16 protein-coding genes are annotated in these 16,919 nt (G+C 74.3%); 8 read left to right on the top strand and 8 right to left on the bottom strand.

Going from position 1 to position 16,919, the window contains the following annotated elements; all coding sequences use genetic code 11:
- The first annotated feature begins 188 nt into the window (after positions 1–188).
- Entirely contained in the window at positions 189–1,847 is a 1,659-nt protein-coding gene (locus IE207_RS02840) for a PucR family transcriptional regulator (protein ID WP_229873268.1), read from the top strand.
- A 120-nt stretch (positions 1,848–1,967) separates the two neighbouring features.
- Here IE207_RS02840 and IE207_RS02835 read toward each other — a convergent pair whose 3' ends face one another.
- Entirely contained in the window at positions 1,968–3,137 is a 1,170-nt protein-coding gene (locus IE207_RS02835) for a carboxylate-amine ligase (RefSeq protein WP_190182367.1), read from the bottom strand.
- Between the two features lie 214 nt (positions 3,138–3,351).
- On the opposite strand from IE207_RS02835, the gene IE207_RS02830 reads away from it, so the two are divergent.
- Positions 3,352–4,614 (top strand): MFS transporter, encoded by a 1,263-nt coding sequence (locus IE207_RS02830; protein WP_190182366.1) that lies wholly within the window; start codon positions 3,352–3,354, stop codon positions 4,612–4,614.
- 238 nt (positions 4,615–4,852) lie between these two features.
- Here IE207_RS02830 and IE207_RS02825 read toward each other — a convergent pair whose 3' ends face one another.
- The 3 genes from IE207_RS02825 to IE207_RS02815 form a co-directional block, all read right to left on the bottom strand.
- Positions 4,853–5,230, bottom strand: coding sequence for a hypothetical protein (locus IE207_RS02825; RefSeq protein WP_229873267.1), 378 nt, complete (start codon positions 5,228–5,230; stop codon positions 4,853–4,855).
- An 84-nt stretch (positions 5,231–5,314) separates the two neighbouring features.
- Complete coding sequence (locus IE207_RS02820; RefSeq protein ID WP_190182365.1) at positions 5,315–6,667, bottom strand: carboxyl transferase domain-containing protein; 1,353 nt, start codon at positions 6,665–6,667, stop codon at positions 5,315–5,317.
- 521 nt (positions 6,668–7,188) lie between these two features.
- On the bottom strand, positions 7,189–8,007 hold the full coding sequence (locus IE207_RS02815; RefSeq protein WP_190182364.1) for a LysE family transporter: 819 nt from the start codon (positions 8,005–8,007) through the stop codon (positions 7,189–7,191).
- Positions 8,008–8,076: 69 nt separating this feature from the next.
- Here IE207_RS02815 and IE207_RS02810 point away from each other — a divergent pair, with 69 nt between their 5' ends.
- Positions 8,077–8,574: an Lrp/AsnC family transcriptional regulator gene (locus IE207_RS02810; protein ID WP_229873266.1), complete on the top strand. Its 498-nt coding sequence runs from the start codon at positions 8,077–8,079 to the stop codon at positions 8,572–8,574.
- Here the strand turns inward: IE207_RS02810 and IE207_RS02805 are convergent.
- Together IE207_RS02805 and IE207_RS02800 are read right to left on the bottom strand one after the other, a co-directional pair.
- The gene (locus IE207_RS02805) at positions 8,563–10,218 is read right to left on the bottom strand and encodes a sensor histidine kinase (RefSeq protein WP_190182363.1); all 1,656 of its coding nucleotides are present in this window, start codon (positions 10,216–10,218) and stop codon (positions 8,563–8,565) included. The two genes, IE207_RS02810 and IE207_RS02805, sit on opposite strands and share 12 nt — an antisense overlap.
- The gene (locus IE207_RS02800; RefSeq protein WP_136214205.1) at positions 10,215–11,252 is read right to left on the bottom strand and encodes a rod shape-determining protein; all 1,038 of its coding nucleotides are present in this window, start codon (positions 11,250–11,252) and stop codon (positions 10,215–10,217) included. The genes IE207_RS02805 and IE207_RS02800 overlap by 4 nt, the downstream gene beginning before the upstream one ends.
- Before the next feature lie 223 nt (positions 11,253–11,475).
- On the opposite strand from IE207_RS02800, the gene IE207_RS02795 reads away from it, so the two are divergent.
- Positions 11,476–12,174: an esterase/lipase family protein gene (locus tag IE207_RS02795; protein WP_190182362.1), complete on the top strand. Its 699-nt coding sequence runs from the start codon at positions 11,476–11,478 to the stop codon at positions 12,172–12,174.
- 128 nt (positions 12,175–12,302) lie between these two features.
- On the opposite strand, the gene IE207_RS02790 is transcribed toward IE207_RS02795, so the two are convergent.
- Complete coding sequence (locus tag IE207_RS02790) at positions 12,303–12,899, bottom strand: hypothetical protein (protein ID WP_190182361.1); 597 nt, start codon at positions 12,897–12,899, stop codon at positions 12,303–12,305.
- A gap of 78 nt (positions 12,900–12,977) precedes the next feature.
- Here IE207_RS02790 and IE207_RS02785 point away from each other — a divergent pair, with 78 nt between their 5' ends.
- A complete protein-coding gene (locus IE207_RS02785; RefSeq protein WP_190182360.1) occupies positions 12,978–13,958 on the top strand; it encodes an SCO2400 family protein in 981 nt (326 codons plus the stop codon).
- A gap of 6 nt (positions 13,959–13,964) precedes the next feature.
- Here the strand turns inward: IE207_RS02785 and IE207_RS02780 are convergent, their stop codons facing one another.
- The gene (locus tag IE207_RS02780) at positions 13,965–14,387 is read right to left on the bottom strand and encodes a MarR family winged helix-turn-helix transcriptional regulator (RefSeq protein WP_190182359.1); all 423 of its coding nucleotides are present in this window, start codon (positions 14,385–14,387) and stop codon (positions 13,965–13,967) included.
- Between the two features lie 115 nt (positions 14,388–14,502).
- Between IE207_RS02780 and IE207_RS02775 the strand changes: the two genes are divergently transcribed.
- The 3 genes from IE207_RS02775 to IE207_RS02765 all read left to right on the top strand — a co-directional run bounded on the left by IE207_RS02775 (position 14,503) and on the right by IE207_RS02765 (position 16,907).
- Positions 14,503–15,525: an NADP-dependent oxidoreductase gene (locus IE207_RS02775; protein ID WP_190182358.1), complete on the top strand. Its 1,023-nt coding sequence runs from the start codon at positions 14,503–14,505 to the stop codon at positions 15,523–15,525.
- Positions 15,526–15,589: 64 nt separating this feature from the next.
- On the top strand, positions 15,590–16,012 hold the full coding sequence (locus IE207_RS02770) for an organic hydroperoxide resistance protein (protein ID WP_190182357.1): 423 nt from the start codon (positions 15,590–15,592) through the stop codon (positions 16,010–16,012).
- 67 nt (positions 16,013–16,079) lie between these two features.
- Positions 16,080–16,907: an EI24 domain-containing protein gene (locus IE207_RS02765; protein WP_190182356.1), complete on the top strand. Its 828-nt coding sequence runs from the start codon at positions 16,080–16,082 to the stop codon at positions 16,905–16,907.
- The last annotated feature ends 12 nt before the right edge of the window (positions 16,908–16,919 follow it).

The raw sequence follows: 16,919 nt of genomic DNA, 5'->3' as shown, positions 1-16,919 counted from the left end.
GGCGAGGCCGCGCCGGATGGACTAGCCTCGGTGGTAGGCGGGGCTCACTCGACCGCTTGCGACGCCGGCGGGAGCGGGGTGATCTCATGGGCGGCCGTAGGAACAGGGCGCCGGCACCTCGCCGCACCCACCGGGAGCCCCTCCCTTCTGCGGGCAGTGCGCTCCACTCGGGCGACGAGGCTCACGGGGTGGCCGGGGACTCGGATCCGGACGGGCTGCTGGCCCTGTCCGACCCCCTGTTCCACTGCACCGACGGCAACGAGATCCTGCGCATGGCCATGGCCCACGTCGTCGGCCTCGGTGGGTACCGCCTGGAGGCGGGCTATCTCCAGACCGGTGACGCGATGGTCCGAGTGGCCTCGCGCGAGTCCGGGGCGGGCGCGGGACAGGCGGTCGACCGGCGGCTGCGGGAGCTGGCCGAGGCCGACGGGCCGGTCGATTTCCCCAAGCAGCTGTGGGGCTGGGCGTTCGGCCTGCGCGGGTTCGGCCACCTGCTCGGCTACCTCGTCGTCTCCTCCCGGCTGCCGCCCACCGAGCGGGACCACCTGCTGATCACCAGGCTGATACGGCTCACCTCCGCCGCCCTGGCCCTGGCGGCCGCGCGGCACCGTGAACACGATGACGCGCTGGAACTGGACCGGCTGCGCAGCGAGCGCGCCCTCAGCAGTCAGCGGCTCGACTCCCTGCGGACCGAGCTGCGCCGGCAGCGGATCGTGGACGAGACGCTCGCCGACGTCGCGGCCCGGGGCGGCGGCGAGGACGCCATCACCAACGCCGTGTACGAACTCACCGGTCTGCCGGCAGTGATCGAGGACCGGTTCGGGAACCTCCGGTCCTGGGCCGGTCCCGGGCGGCCCGACCACCACTCGGCACCACCGGCGGAGCGTCAGCAGGAGATGCTCCGGCAGGCCGCCGTCGGCCCCGGGGCGGTCCGGGTCAAGGACCGGCTGATCGCTCTGGCCCGTCCCCGCGGCGAGGTCCTCGGGCTGCTCGCCGTCCTGGATCCGGACGGGACGGCAGACGCGCACACCCTGTTCGCTCTGGAGCACGCCGTGCGGTCGCTGGCCCTGGAGCTGGCCCATCTGCGCAACCTCGCCGAAGTGGAGCTGCGGTTGAGCCGCCAACTGGTCGACGACCTGCTGGAAGGCACGGGCGAGGCGAGCGCCTACGCCAGGTCCGAGGCGCTCGGGCACGACCTGCACAAGGCCCACTACGTCATCGTCGTGAACTGGCGGGGCAGGCCGGCGGACGGCTCCTTCACCCGGGCCGTCGAACACGCGGCGGCGACGGTGGGCGTCCGGGCGCTGGTGACCTGTCGCGGCAGCCAGGTGGTGCTGCTGACCCAGGTGAAGCCGAACGGCGACGTGCTGTACGCGGCGCTGGCCCGCGAGCTCGGGACGGGCACCGGGGCGGTCGGGGTCAGCGGCCGCTGCGAGTCCCCGGCAAGCATTCCGCGCCGCTACCAGGACGCGATGCGTGCGCTGGAGGTGCGCAGGCAATCGCGCGACCGGGACGGGGCGACGTCCTTCGACGACCTCGGCCTGTACCGGATCCTCGGACCCGGGAGCGACCGCAGCGAACTGGAGGCGTTCGTCCGGGAATGGCTCGGCGGGCTCATCGACTACGACGCACAGCACGGCACGCAGCTGGTGGAGACGCTCTCGCGGTACTTCGACTGCGGGGGCAACTACGACGAGACCGCCACCGCGCTGGCCGTCCACCGCAGCACCCTGCGCTACCGGCTCCAGCGCATCCGCGAGATCGGCGACCGCGACCTCGCGGACGTGGACACCCGGCTCAGCCTTCAGGTGGCGACGCGGGTGTGGAAGATCATGCTGGGCGGGTGAGGACGAGGCACCTGCTCCGGCGCGGCCGGCAGCCGCCCGGTAGCCGCCCGGTAGCCGCAGATGCGGACAGCGGTCGCATCTGCGGCTTCCGTGGTGCGTGCGCGGCGGGCGGTGCGGGGGTCAGCAGTCCTCCGTTTCGTCCGCCGCCTGGCGCAGGACGTCCAGGAGGTCCTGGTGGCGGGCGTAGGCGCGGCGCTGACGGTGGGCGCCCGAGCCGTCGCGCAGGAGGCGGGCCATCGTCTTGGCCGCGTGGTCGAGGTCCCCGTACGCGGCCAGTTCCGGGGCGACGAGGTCGAGCAGCGCCTCGGCCAGGTCGGCCGCCGGGAGTTCGACGCCCGTGTACGGGTCGAGGCCGAAGCCCTCCAGGCCGTCGTGGGCCGCCCGCCACCGGGCCAGGCGCAGCACCTCGTCGCGCAGGGGCGGATCGGGGCGCTGCTCCGCGATCTCGTGGAGGGCGGTGGCCACCAGGGCACGGCCCAGTTCCGCCTGGAGGACGGCCGAGTCGATGTCCGAGGACATGTCGGGCGCCCGGATCTCCAACGTGGGCCAGTTCCCCGACGGGCGCAGGTCCCAGTAGACCATCTTGGTGTCCAGGGCGGCTCCGGAGCGCAGCAGGGTTTGCACCGAGCGCCGGAAGTGGGCCGTGGACGCGAAGTGCGGGGGCAGCCCCGCGGAGGGCCAGCCGGACCAGGCCATCGCCCGCCAGCTGGAGTGGCCGGTGTCACGGCCGCCCCAGAACGGCGAGTTGGCGGCCAGCGCGATCAGCGTCGGCAGCCACGGCCTGACCCGGTTCGACACCGCCACCGCCGTGTCCACGTCGAGGGTGCCGATGTGGATGTGCCGCCCGCAGCTGACCAGCGTCTCGGTCAGCGAGCCGAAGCGCCGGTGCTGTTCGCGCTGGCGCGGCTCGTCGTCGGTCAGGTGCAGCGGACCCTGCACCGCCACGATCGGCGACGGCGCCGCCACCAGCCGGCAGCCGTGCGCACGGGCGGCCCGGGCGAGGGTGCGCCGCAGGGCGGCGAGCTCCTCGCGCAGGGTCACCGCCGAGTCGGCGACCGGGGTGGAGAGTTCCACCTGGTAGCGGGTGCCCTCCGCGTGCAGCTGGTGCGCGTGCCCGCCGGCGGTGGCGAGGATGAGCGGGGCGGCGGGGACCACCCGGAAGGTGCGGGCGTCGACGAGGAGGAACTCCTCTTCGACCCCGACCGTGAGGGGGGCGGTGCCACCGTTCAAGCCGCGCAGTCCGACTTCCGCCTCACTGGTGCTCGTGGTGCTGTTGCCAGGTTCGATCACTACGCCTCCCTGGACATACGAGTCTTTTCATCATGAGCTGAACCGGAGGGGTGGCGGCTACGCCGATTCGGTCAAATGTCCGGTGGCCGTGGCGGGTTAGCGGCAAGGACGGGGGAGGGCCGGGGCGCGCGGGGCGCCGGGGGCCCGTGTTGCGGGCGTGTGACCAGGTGTCCGGGTCCGGCCGTCCTCGACCGGAGGGCGGTTATCATCCGCTGTGACCGCTACGACGACCCCGACCCGGCCCCGGCGGCGAATATTCGCCGACCTGACCCCCCTGCGCACTTCCCCGCACTACCGCAGGCTCTGGGTGGGCAGCACGGTCTCCTGGGTCGGCCAGGCGATGACCACCCTCGCTATCTCGCTCCAGGTCTACGAGATCACCGGCTCCAGTTTCTCGGTCGGGCTCGTCGGACTCTTCTCCCTGGTTCCGCTCCTCGCCTTCGGCCTCTACGGCGGCGCGATCGCCGACACCGTGGACCGGCGCAAGCTCGGCCTCTACAGCTCCCTCGGCCTGACCGTGCTGTCGATCGGCCTGGCCGCCGCCGCGCTGCTCGACTACGACAGGGTCTGGCTGCTGTACGCGGTCGTCGCCCTCCAGGCGGTCTGCGGCGCGCTCAACGGGCCGGCCCGGTCCGCCATGATCCCCCGGCTGCTGCCGGCCGAGCAGCTGCCCGCCGCCAACGCGCTGAACTCCGTCACCATGACTTCCGGGATGATGGCCGGGCCGATGCTGGGCGGCCTCGCCGTCGGGTGGTGGGGCTACCAGGCCGCCTACCTGATCGACGCCGTCACCTTCGTCGCCGCGCTCTACGCGATGTGGCGGCTGCCCTCGATGGCGCCCGAGCGGGGCCAGGGGAAGCGGGGCCGGGCCTCGGTGATGGACGGCCTGCGGTTCCTCGGGACCCGGCCCAACATCCGGATGACCTTCTTCTCCGACATGGCCGCCATGGTGCTGGCCCAGCCGAAGGCGCTGTTCCCGGCGATCGCCGTGCTCTGGTACGGGGGCGACGCCAAGACCGTCGGCCTGCTGGTCGCCGCGCCCGCCGTCGGGGCGCTGCTGGGCGGGCTGTTCTCCGGCTGGCAGGGCCGGATCCGGCGGCACGGGCTGGCGATCTTGCTGTCCGTCGCCGCGTGGGGGCTGGCGATCGCCGTCTTCGGACTGACCCGGAACCTGTGGCTCGGGCTGCTCTTCCTCGCGCTCGCCGGATGCGCGGACACCATCTCCATGGTGTTCCGCTCGACGATGATGCAGGCCGCGACCCCCGACGAGATGCGGGGCCGGCTCCAGGGGGTCTTCATCGTGGTCGTCGCGGGCGGGCCCCGGCTCGGGGACTTCCTCGCCGGAACCGCCGCCGACCTCACCTCGCCGGCCGTCGCGATCACCGGCGGGGGCCTCGGGTGCGTGCTGGTGGTGGGCCTGCTGGTGGCGCGCTGGCGCGGATTCGCCCGCTACGACGCGCGCTCGCCGCAGGCCTGACCCGGGGGTGGCCGGGGGCGTACGTCCGCGCCCGTGCGCCCCGCCCCGCCCCGCGCCGCCTGCCCGTGGCGCATGTAGGCCTGCCGGGCCCCGGTTGCCGGTGGTGGCGGGGTTCGTCTGCGGCGCCGCCCCGCTGTGCGACCCCGGCTGCGCCGGGCTTTCGGGGCTCCTCCCCGCACCCCGCGCCTCAAACGCCGGCGGGGCTGGATCGCTCGGCTGCGTCGACGGCCCCGCGGGTTCAGGCGAGCCAGAGGGCGGCGCGGCGGTGGCGGGCGGGGCGGATGTCCGTCTCCTCGGCCGGGCGGAGGTCGAGCTGCCCGTCTCGGCCGGGGTGCGTGAGGCGGAGCAGCGTACGGGCGTCCGCGCGCAGTCGTTGCCGCGCGCGGCGTTCCTCCTGCGCGGCCCAGCGGGACACCGACCGGTCGCGCCGCACGCGCGGGAAATGGCGGATGGCGGTATGGCGGCGCGTGGCCTGGGGGCGGGGCCGGTGGCGGCCGCGGGCCGCCTCGGCGCGGCAACGGGCGCTGTAGCGCAGGTCGTGCACGAGCACGGCGAGCACCGCCGCCGTGTGGTCGGTGCGGCGGCGGGAGCGGATGTGGTGGGCGGTACGTGACATGGACGGCTCCTGGGCAGGGCGCCGCCGGGGGATCCGGCGGGCACTACCGGAAGCCGTACGGGCCCGCTCCCCGGGACCGGTCGGTCATGCGCCGGCCTCCGGGGCCACGACGCCCCGGGCGACGCCGAGGGCGACCAGGTCGTGGGGGCGGATGCGGAGCTGGTCCGCCGTGGCGGGGGCCTGGGAGGCGGGGCGCTTGAGGATGGCCGCGGCCAGTTCGGGGGCGATGACCGAGAAGTAGCTGTCGGGGGTGACCCAGGTGTTCCCCGGCGCGGCCAGCGCGAGGGCGCCGCCCGAGCCGCCCTCGCCGATCAGCAGCGTGGTCACCGGGACGGTGGCCGCCGCCACCGCCGCGAAGGCGTCCGCGATGGCCGCCCCCGCCCCGGCCCGCTCGGCGGCGGCGTCGTTGGCCGCGCCCGGGGTGTCGACCAGGGTGAGCACCGGGATGCCGAGCCGGTCCGCGAGGCGGATCACGCGGGCCGCCGTGCGGTAGCCCGCCGGGAGGGTGGCGGTGCCGCACTGGGCGACGTAGGCCACCGCCCCGCCCTCGCGCAGCCCGAACCCGCACAGCATCCCGGGGTCGGTGCCGCCCACCCGGTCGCCGTGCAGGGGGAGGCGGAGCCCGAAGTACGCCTCCAGGTACGCCCCGGCGCGCGGGCGGTCCGGGTGGCGGGCCTGCCGGACTGCGTCCCACCCGGTCACGGGCGGTGCCACGTCGGCCAGCGCGGCCGGGGGCGCGACCGGTTCGGCCCGGCGGGGCGCGGCCAGCAGCCGGAGCCAGTCCGTCACGGTCCGGGCGAGCTCCGGGACGGGCACGACGGCGTCGACGTGCCCGGCCGCGTACTGTCCCTCGGCGGTGTAGGCCGCGGGGTCCGCGTCCGGCGGGCGCACCCGGGACCCGGCGAAGCCGACCTGGGCCCCCGGGACGGCGAGCACGACGTCGGCGCCCGCCCCGAGGGTGGCCCAGCCGCCGCCGGTGGTGGGGTCGCGCAGCACGGCGATCTGGGGGAGGCCGGCGGCCCGGGTGAGGGCGGACTGGGCGGCCACCCGCTGGAGTTGGGTCAGCGCGAGCATCCCCTCCTGCATTCGGGACCCGCCGGTGGCGATGAGGGAGACCAGGGGGAGCCGGTGCTCGCGCGCGTACCGGTAGGCGGCTTCCAGACGGTCCCCGGTGCCCCGGCCCAGGGAACCCCCGAGGAAGCCGAACTCGAAGGAGATCAGGGTGGCTTGGTGACCGCCGATGCGGGCGGCGCCGACGACGACGGACTCCCGCTCACCGGTGGTGGCGGCCGCCCGGGTGCGGGAGCCGTCGTAGCCGGCCCAAGCCAGGGGGCCGTCGGGGGCCGACTCCCGCTCCGGGACGCCGAGTTCGGCGAAGCTGCCGGGATCGGCGAGGCAGGCGATGGCCGCGCGGGCCGACAGGCGGGTCGTGGTCACGGGCCCACCATAGGCCGTCCCGACCGGGCGGCGTCCCTGAGTGTGGGCCGGTTCACGGGCCGGCCCGCGGGGCGGGTTGAGGGCCGGTCCGTGGGGCGGGTTGAGGGCCGGTCCGTGGGGCGGGTTGAGGGCCGGCCGGCGCGGCGGGTCCCCGACCGGTCCGGGGTGGACGATCAAACAGGTGTGGACGGACCACACCGCGCGGGGCACCGCCGCGGGCGCGCAACGCGGAAGCCTGGTACGGGCGATCCTCGACGACCCGACAGCGTTGTGGGTCAGCCCGTGCGGCGGGTTGTGGGCCGGTTCGCAGGCCGGTTACGGGGCCGGTTCGCGGGGCGAGTTCCGGGCCGGTCTGCGGGGCGGGTCGTGGGTCGGCCCGCGCGGCCGGTCCGCGGGCCCGTTCGCGGGGCGGGTTGAGGGCCGGTCCCCGGGGCGGGTCGTAGGCAGGCCTGCGGGGCGGGTTACGGGCCGGGTTGTGGGTAGGTCCGCGCGGCCGGTCGTGGGGCGGTCGGCGCGGCGGGTCACGGGAGTGGGAATGCGATCTTGAGGGCGTAGGCGGCGACCAGGCCGTAGCCCAGGCGGAACGTCCGGGCGCGGACGGCGGGGGAGATCCGGGCGGCGGCCACGGAGCCCACGGCGACCAGCAGTTGCTGCCACAGGAGGGACGCGAGGCCGACACCGGTGAGGAACGCCGCCCCCGCCGCGCCCGAGCGCAGGGCCGCTCCCTGGGCGGTGGTGAGGGCGGCGAAGTAGAGGGCGGTGGTGGGGTTCACGGCGGTGAGGCCTACGTAGCGCGCGAACGCGGCGCCCGCCGGACCGCCCGGGCCCAGCGCCGAACCGGGCGATCTTCGAAGGCCGGCCCGAGCCGCCGGACGCGGGACGTCCCGAGGCGGAGGAGCGCCCTCGCACCGGACGTACTCGGGCGACTCCGGCAACGCGGGGCGGCGCCGCGTCCGACGCCGCGGGCCCGAGAAGACCGCCCGGACACGACCTGAGCCCCGCGGCGCCGGCCCACCGATGCCGCGCAGGCCCCGGGCGGCGATCGCGAGCAGGACGGCCGCCGCCGCCAGGCGGACCCAGGCTTCGACCGGTCCGACGTGCGCGGCCACCCGGGGGCCGAGCGCGGTGGCCAAGGCCGCGTAACCGAGGTCCACCACGGCGACGCCCGCCGCCGCGGCCACCGCCGTGCGGCGGCTGCGCATCGCCTCCTGGAGCAACAGCACGCTCATCGCACCCATCGGCATCGCCACGCCCAGGCCCGCCGCCGCGCCCGAAAGGACGGGCGCCACCAGCCCGCCGGCCGCCGCACTCGGTTCGATCAGATGGCTCAGTTCGCTCATGCACCGACCCTCGGCCGGGCGGACACCGGCACGGCAGCGCATTATGGCTCCCACTGCGATAATCGCGGGATGGACCGCCTGGACAGGGAAATCCTCGGAATCCTGCGAGAGGATGCGCGGATCTCCTACCGCGACCTCGGCGTGCGCGTCGGACTCAGCGCCAACGCCACCGCCGACCGGGTCCGCAGGATGCGGCGGGACGGGGTGATCCTCGGCTTCACCGTCGTGGTCGACCCGGCCGCCGACACGCGCGGCGGGCTCGTCGTGTTCATCGACCTCACCCTGCGCGAGGACGTCACCAACGAGGAGTTCGAGCGGCGGGTCCTGCGACTGCCCGGAATCACCGAGGTCGTCCACGTCACCGGCGCCTACGACTACCTCGTGCGGGCCCGCGCCGCCGACGCCGCCGCGCTCGACGCGCTGTTGCGCCGTCTCAAGCGGGACGCCGGGGTGGCCCAGTCCAGTACGAGGATCGCGCTCCGCGCCGCCGGCCATTCCACCGGCGCGGCCTCAACCGGCGCGGCCACGACCGGCGCGGCCTCAACCGGCGCGGCCTCAGAGCGGTGACTCCCAAGTGAGTGTCGTCCCCCGGGTGCCCGCCTGCGTGCGGCCGTCGTCGGAGACCGTCAGGCGGACCCGGCCCGGGACCACGTCCACCTCCACCTCGATCGAGGTGACGTCCGCCCGGCGGTGGGCCGCCGCCAGGGCGCCCCGCAGGGCGGAGAGCAGCTCGGCCGCCACCGCGTCCGGGAGCAGGGCGTCGACGGCCCCGGCGAAGTGCACCGACGGCTGGAAGCCCAGCAGCACCGCCGCGCCGCCCGTCTCGCGCAGCACCCGGCCGCGGAAGGTCGTCGGGGCGTCCGTCGGGGGCTGTTGGAGCGCGAAGATCGCGGTGCGGACGTCCTGGATGGTGGAGTCCAGTTCGTCCACGGCCCGCGCGAGTTCGGCGCCGACCGTGTCCCCGGCGGCGGCGGACGCCGAGCGCTTCTTCGTGCTCTCCAGCATCATCTCCGTCGCGAACAGCCGCTGGACCACCAGGTCGTGCAGGTCGCGCGCGATCCGGTCGCGGTCCTCGTAGACGGCCAGCTGCTCGCGGTCGTGCTGTGCGTCTGCCAGTACGAGGGCCAGCGCGGCCTGGGAGGCGAACTGTGAGGCCAGCAGCCGGTCCACGGCGTCGTACGGGCGTCCGCCGCGGGCCCGTGGCAGAGCCAGGGTGCCGATCAGCCGGCCGCCGCTCTGGAGCGGGAGCATCATGCTCGGGCCGAACCGTTCCCGTACGTGGGTGGTCATCCGGGGATCGGTCGCCGAGTCCTCTATGAAGACGGCTTCTCCGCCGAGCAGTTGCTCCAGGACCGGCGAGCCGGGGGCGATGGTGGTGCCGACCAGGTCACCGGGGTCGCCGTGCGTCGAGGCGGCGACGATCTCCATGCCGCCCTCGGCAGTGGGCTGGAGCACCACCCCGGCCATCGCGTCCGCCAGCAGCCGGGCGCGGTCCGCGACGCACATCAGCGCATCGGCCGCCGGGCGGCCCGCCAGCAGGGTGGTGGTCACCGCGGCGGCGCCCTCGATCCAGCGCTCCCGGCGGCGGGCGGTCTCGTAGAGGCGGGCGTTGCCGATCGCTATCCCGGCCTGCGAGGCCAGAACGCGCAGCAGGGACAGGTCCTCGTCGGTGAAGCTGCCGCCGCCGCGCTTCTGCGTGAGGTAGAGGTTCCCGAACACCTCCGTGTGCACCCGGATGGATACGCCGAGGAAGCCTCGGACAGGGGGGTGCCCGGGCGGGAAACCGGCCGAACGGGGATCCAGGGCGAGGTCGTCGAGCAGCAGCGGGCGGGGGTCGCTGATGAGCGCGCCGAGCACGCCCGTGCCGCCGTCGGGCAGCCGGGGGATCGCTGCCCGCTCGTCGGCGGTCAGGCCGGAGGTGAACAGCTCGGTCAGCCGGCCGCGCTCGGGATCGATGACCCCGAGCGCGGCGTAGCGCGCCGCGCACAGGTCGGCGGCAGAGTCCACGAGGTGCTGGAGGGTGCTCCGCAGCTCCAGCTGCGACCCGACGGCGAGCACCGCCTCCAGCAGCACGGGCAGGCTCGCCGGGACTTCTGCGCCGGAGTCCTGGCCGGGCCGGCGTTCCGGGGCGTCGGGTGCGTGGCCCTCGGGTGCGTGCTCCTCGGGTGCGTGGTCGTCGGGTGCCTGGTCGTCCGGTGCGTGGCGTGTCATTCGGTCAAGGGGTTGAGGACCATCGGGGCGATCTTTCCTTCCAGCATCGCGCCCAGACCCAGCACCGCGCACACGTCGGGGCGTTCCGCGATGGCCACCGGCATCCCCGTCGCGTCGCGCAGCATCTGGTCCAGGCCCGGCAGCAGGGCGCTGCCGCCGACCATCATGATGCCCCGGTCCGTCAGGTCGGCCACCAGGTCCGGCGGGCAGTCCCGCAGCACCTTGCCGATGCCGTCGAGCACCGCCGTCAGCGGGGTGTGGATCGCGTCGCGCACCGCCGCGGTGTCCACGTGCACGGAGCGGGCCAGCCCGGTGGCCACGTCCCGGCCGTGGATGAGCGTGGAGGCCGGGCCCTCGGCGGTGATGCCGTTGCCGTGCAGCGCCAGCTGGAGCGGCCGGACGGCCTGGCTGGGGAGCATCAGCTCGTGCGCGTGCCGCAGGTGCTGCACCACCGCGTGGTCGATGGCCTCCCCGCCGACGGGGATGCGCTCGGCGGTGACGATGGAGCCGAGGGACAGCACCGCCACCTGGGTGGCCGCCGCCCCACACACCATGATCATGGTCGCGGTCGGCTGCTCCACGGGCAGGCCGCAGCCGACGGCCGCCGCGATCAGGGTGTCGACCAGCTCGACACGCCGGGCGCCGAGGCCGACCAGCGTCTCCACCGCCGCCCGCTGCGCGAGCGGATCGGCGTCGTGCGGGGTGCACGCGGCGGCCCGCAGCCGGGGCTTGCGCCGCAGGGCGCGGCGCAGCTTCTCGCCGAGCAGGTGACGCAGCATCCGCTGCGCCATCTCGATGTCGACGACGGTGCCGCCGGACACGGGGCGCACCACCCGGATGTAGTCGGGCGTACGGCCCGTCATCCGTTCGGCGAAGGTGCCGACGGCGATGAGTGCCCCGGTACGGGTGTTCACCGCGGCGACGCTGGGCTCGTCGACGACCAGCCCGGCGCCCTTCACGTAGACGCGGGTCCTGGCCGCCCCCAGGTCGACAGCGACGTGGCAGCGGCGCAACTGCTCAAGACTGACGGTCACGGCAGATCCCTCCGAGAGCGCTGACGCAAGAAGACCGGCGACTGCCGGTCGGACAACTCATATCTTCTCGGGTCAATAGGGTCTTGCGCCTGTTGGGATGCTCCGGCCGGGGTGGGGCGCGTGTGCCGGACGGTGCTGCACAGGGGTGGTCTTCTGTACCGACAGGCGCCACGATGCGCGCACTGTCCGCGCTACCGGCGCGTAACAAGGTAAAGGGGACCCGATGCTGACGCCCCGCCAGGGATTTCCGGCCCTCCTGACGCTCTGCCTGACCCTCTGCGCCGCCCTGCTCGCGCCCACAACGGCCCTGGCCGCCCCCCGGACGGCCGTCCGCAATCCGGTGGTCTTCGTGCACGGTTACAACGCCGACCCGGGAGTGTGGGGGTCGCTGCGCGAGGACCTGCGCGCCGACGGGTACGCCGACGCGCAGCTCTTCTCCTGGGGCTACGACACCCACCGGTCGGTGAACGAGGTCCTCGCCGGGCAGCTCGGTGCGTACGTCGACCAGGTCCGCCGGCAGACCGGGGCGGCCAAGGTGGACATCGTGGGGCACTCCTTCGGCTCGCTCGTCAGCCGCTGGTACGTGAAGTACGGCGGCGGTACGGCGGCCGTCGCCCACTGGGTCTCGCTCGGCGGCCCGAACCACGGCACCTCCACCGCCTGGGCCTGCGCCCTGTGGGACCAGGCCTGCCGGGACATGACCCCGGGGTCGTACGTGGTGAAGAACCTGGCCGCCGGGGACGAGACGCCGGGGGCGGTCGCGTACGCCACCTTCTGGTCGGACTGCGACGAGGTGGTCAACCCGGACGACAGCGTCCCGCTGGCCGGGGCCGTCAACGTGGCCGTGGGCTGCCTGAAACACAACGACCTGCTCGGCGACGACGCCACCTCGGCCGGGGTGCGGGCCTTCCTCGCGTCCTGAACCGGGCGCGTCCTTGACCGGGCGCGTTCCGAAGCGGGCGCTTTCCCGAGCGGGCGCGTTGCGAAGCGGACTCGTTGCGACTCGGGCTCGTTCCGAAGCGGGCTCGTTCCGATCCGGGCCCGGCGGCCTCAGGCCGTCCCCGGCCGGACCTCCTGGAGGAGGCCGTAGGTGAACTCCGCCACCAGCGGCTCCCCCGACGCGGTGAAGGCCAGCCGCCACCGGGTCGGGGCGGTGCCCTCCAGCGGGCGGACCGGCGCGAAGGCCCGCGCCACCTCGTCCACCGTCGCCGACCAGGGCAACAGGTCCCGCGCCGTCTCCAGTACGGGTCCCCGCGCGCCCGGGGCCCGCACCAGCCACTCGTTCCACACCGCCCCGTCGGGCCCGGCCAGTACCTCGAAGCGCAGGTCCGGCCAGAGCGGCACCGGCCACAGCAGCGCCTCGCACTCCAGGTCACCGATCCGCCGGTGTGCGGTGGACTCGGGCGGGCCGAGCACCGAGCGGTAGCGGGCCAGGGCCCCGCGCGAGCGCGGCGACCGGACCATGGCCTGCCAGCGCTTGTTCGCCTGACGCTGCTCGGCGGGGGAGGCGCCCAGGCGCAGCCGGGCCTGTTCGGCGAGGTCGGGCCGGAAGTCCGCCATCCTGCGCAGCAGCACCAGCTGGAAGGCGGCCGGGCCGAAGGCCCCCGAGGCGGCGGCCGGATGCGGGGTCGGCGGGGTCGCGGTCATGGAAGACACGATTCCACACAGGATCCTTACGTTCCCGGAATCCCGCTGTTGCCGCCGACCACGTAGCCTGCGGGCCCTATGAATTACTGCCCTGCCTGCCAGAGGTACCTCAACGGCGCGCTCGCGTGCGCCGGATGCGGAACCCCGGCCGAGTACCTCATACCCGCCCCGCCGGCCACCGCCGCGGCGCCCGGCCATGAGCACCAAGGTCATGCGCAGCACGGTCACGCGCAGCCGGGGTTCGCCGCGCCGGCGCAGGACCACACCCCGTATCCCGGCTACGCAGCGACGCCGGCGTACGGGGGCCACGGCGACCCCGGGTACGCCGAGCACGCCGGGTACGGCGGGTACGCCGACCCCGGGTACGGCGACCCACGCAACCCGGAGCAGGACGGGTACGCCTGGCCCGGGTACCCCGCCGCCCCGGACCCCGGCCGACCGCGGTACCAGGACGCGCCCCCCGGCCCCGCCCCCGAGCCCGCCGACCTCGACGCCGAGTCGCTCGTGGTGCTGTCGGGGCCGGTGGACGGCCGGGGCCGGGCGCGCGGCCGGGCCGCCGCCCGGGGCGGGAGCAGGACCCTGATCAGCGTCGGGCTCGGGCTGCTGCTGGCCACCGGCGGCTCGGTGGCCCTGGCCCGGATGACGACCGACGACGGGGGCGGCGGCCGGGCCGCCAAGGTGGAGCTGACCGACGAGATCGGCCCCGAGAAGCCGGAGCCGGCACCGGACGCACCGAGCGGCGGGGCCCACTCCGGCGCGACGGGTACCGGCAAGGGCGCCGGGGGCGCGAAGGCCACCGCGAACGCAACGAAGTCCGCCGGGCCGAGCGGGTCCCCGAGCGGGTCCGCGCAGCCGGGCGCCGGGGCGAGCGCCTCCGCCTCCGGGGAGCCGGGGCCGACGCCCACCGGCTCGGCGCCGGGGCCCTCCGTACAGCCCACGAAGCCGGGGCAGCCCGCGCCCAGCACGTCTGGCTCGGCGCAGCCGCCCGCGCCGGTGCCCACGCCCACCCCGACCAAGACGAAGAAGCCCAAGCCGACGTGCTGGTTCATCTTTTGCTAGAGCGGGTCAGCCCAGCATCCGCCTGAGCAGGTCCCGCAGCATCCCCCGCTCGGCGTCCGACAGCCCGGCCAGCGGCTCGCGCGCGAAGTCGAGCGACTCGCGCAGCCGGTCCGCGGTCAGCAGCCCCTCCTCGGTGGGGGCGGCCAGTTTCACCCGGCGGTCCGCCGGGTCCGGCCGGCGTTCGACCAGGCCGCGGGTCTCCAGCCGGTCCACGATGCCGGTGATGTTCGAGGGCTCGCACTTGAGCTTCTGCGCTATCCGGCGCATGGGCATCGGCTCCAGGGACAGCAGGTTCAGTACGCGGGCCTGGGCGCCGGTGAGCTGGTGGCCGGCGGCCGCGTGCTCGTACTCCTGGTGGTAGCGGGCCACGACGTCGCCGATGAGCTCGACGACCTCAAGGGTCAGTGGGTCTGTGCGACGACTGGGCATGGATCCAGAGTACCCATTTACTTGACAACATGAAATATCCAGGAGCATGGTTGTTTCAGGTAGTGAAGCATTTTGCCGCCGGGTTCCGTTTTCCCTCATGCCTCAGGAGCACCTCATGTCCCAGATCCCCGCCGTGAGCCGCGAGTGGCACCTCGTCCGCCGCCCGCAGGGCTGGCCCGTCGCCGAGGACTTCGCCCTGCGCGAGGTGCCGGTGAACGCCGAGCCCGCCCCGGGCCGGATCCTGGTGCGCAACCTCCACATGTCCGTCGACCCCTACATGCGCGGCCGGATGAACGACGTGAAGTCCTACGTCCCGCCGTTCCAGCTGGACAAGCCGATGGACGGCGGCGCGGTCGGCGAGGTCGTCGCCTCGGCCGCCGAGGGCATCGCGGTCGGCGACCACGTCCTGCACGGCCTGGGCTGGCGCGAGTACGCCGAGCTGGACGCCAAGCACGCCACCAAGGTCGACGCTTCGCTCGCCCCGCTCTCCACCTACCTCGGTGTGCTCGGCATGCCGGGCCTGACCGCCTATGCCGGTCTCTTCGAGGTCGCCTCCTTCAAGGAGGGCGACGCCGTGTTCGTCTCCGGCGCCGCGGGTGCTGTCGGCAGCCTCGTCGGCCAGTTCGCGAAGATCAAGGGCGCGTCCCGGGTGATCGGCTCGGCCGGCTCGGACGAAAAGGTGACGCTCCTCACGGAGAAGTACGGCTTCGACGCCGCCTTCAACTACAAGAACGGCCCGGTGGCCGAGCAGCTCAAGGACGCCGCGCCCGAGGGCATCGACGTCTACTTCGACAACGTCGGCGGCGACCACCTCGAAGCGGCCATCTCCTCCCTCAACGTGCACGGCCGGGCCACCCTCTGCGGTGCGATCGCCCAGTACAACGACACCGAGCCGGCGCCCGGCCCGCGCAACCTCGTGCAGGTCATCGGCAAGCGGCTGCGCCTCCAGGGCATCCTCGTCAGCGACCACGCCGGGATCCAGAACCAGTTCGTCCAGGACGTGGCCGGCTGGCTGCGTTCCGGTGAGCTCCGCTACGACGAGACGGTCGTCGAGGGCGTGGAGAACGCCGCCGACGCCTTCCTCGGAATGCTGCGCGGCGAGAACACCGGAAAGATGATCGTTTCCTTCACCCGTTAGGCTCACTCCACACCGTCGTGATCGTGGGCGCGAGTCACGGCGATTCATCTGGAGGATCCACTTCATGTCCATCACGCAGTCCGACGTCGCGTACACCGCCGTGGCCACCGCCGAGAACGGCCGTGACGGTCGCGTCGCCAGCAACGACGGCAAGCTCGACGTCGTCGTGAACCCGCCGAAGGAGCTCGGCGGCAGCGGCGAGGGCACCAACCCGGAGCAGCTGTTCGCCGCCGGCTACAGCGCCTGCTTCCAGGGCGCCCTCGCGGTCGTCGCCAAGAACGAGAACGCCGACGTCTCCGGCTCCACCGTCACCGCCGAGGTGGGCATCGGCAAGAACGACGACGGGTTCGGCCTGATCGTCAAGATCTCCGCCGTGATCCCGAACGTCGACGCCGCCACCGCCAAGGACCTCGTCGAGAAGGCCCACCAGGTCTGCCCGTACTCCAAGGCGACCCGCGGCAACATCACGGTCGAGCTGGCCGTCTGATCGCACGCGCCGAAGCGAAGGCCGCACTCCCTCCAGGGGGTGCGGCCTTCGCCGTAAACTGGCCCGCATGGGTGATCTTGTGGGGGGCTTCCGGTACCTGCTCGCCGGACAGCGGTGGGTCTTCGCCAACGGCCGCTGGCTCGGCTTCGGTCTGCTGCCGGGGCTGGTCTCGCTGGTGCTGTACGCGGGCGCGCTGGTCGGCCTCGGCTTCGGCGCCGACGACCTGACGGCGTGGGCAACCCCCTTCGCCGACGACTGGTCCTCCCCGTGGCTCGCGCTGTTCCGGGGCTTCCTGACGGCCCTGGTGTTCGCCCTCGGGCTCTTCCTGGCGGTGATCACCTTCACCGCCGTGACCCTGCTGATCGGCCAGCCGTTCTACGAGTCCCTCTCCGAGCAGGTCGACCGGACCGAGGGCGGCGAGGTGCCGGAGTCCGGGCGGGGCCTGTGGCAGGACCTGTGGATCTCCGGCCGGGACAGCGTGCGGCTGCTGCTGCGGGTGGTGCTGTACGGGATCCTGCTGTTCGCCCTCGGGTTCGTCCCGGTGATCGGGCAGACGGTGGTCCCGGCGATCGGCTTCTGCGTGTCCGGCTACTTCCTCACCCAGGAGCTCACCTCCGTCGCCCTCCAGCGGCGCCGGGTGGACCTGGGCGGGCAGTTGGCGCTGCTGCGGGGGAGGCGGGCGCTGGCGCTCGGCTTCGGGGTGCCGCTGGTGCTGGCGTTCCTGGTGCCGCTGGTGGCGGTGTTCCTGATGCCGGGCGCGGTGGCGGGGGCGACGCTGATGGGGCGGCACCTGTTGGGGGAGGACACCGGGCGGGAGGACGCAGGGCGCAAGGACGCGCCGGCGGACTCCGGGGCCGCTCCCGCCGGGGAGTTCAGCCCGCCGCCGTCCTGGTAGGGCCGCGCGCGG

Origin of the sequence: Streptomyces cirratus (assembly GCF_014650775.1) — a bacterium.
GTDB lineage: Bacteria > Actinomycetota > Actinomycetes > Streptomycetales > Streptomycetaceae > Streptomyces > Streptomyces cirratus.
This window is presented reverse-complemented; position numbering and strand designations above follow the sequence as displayed.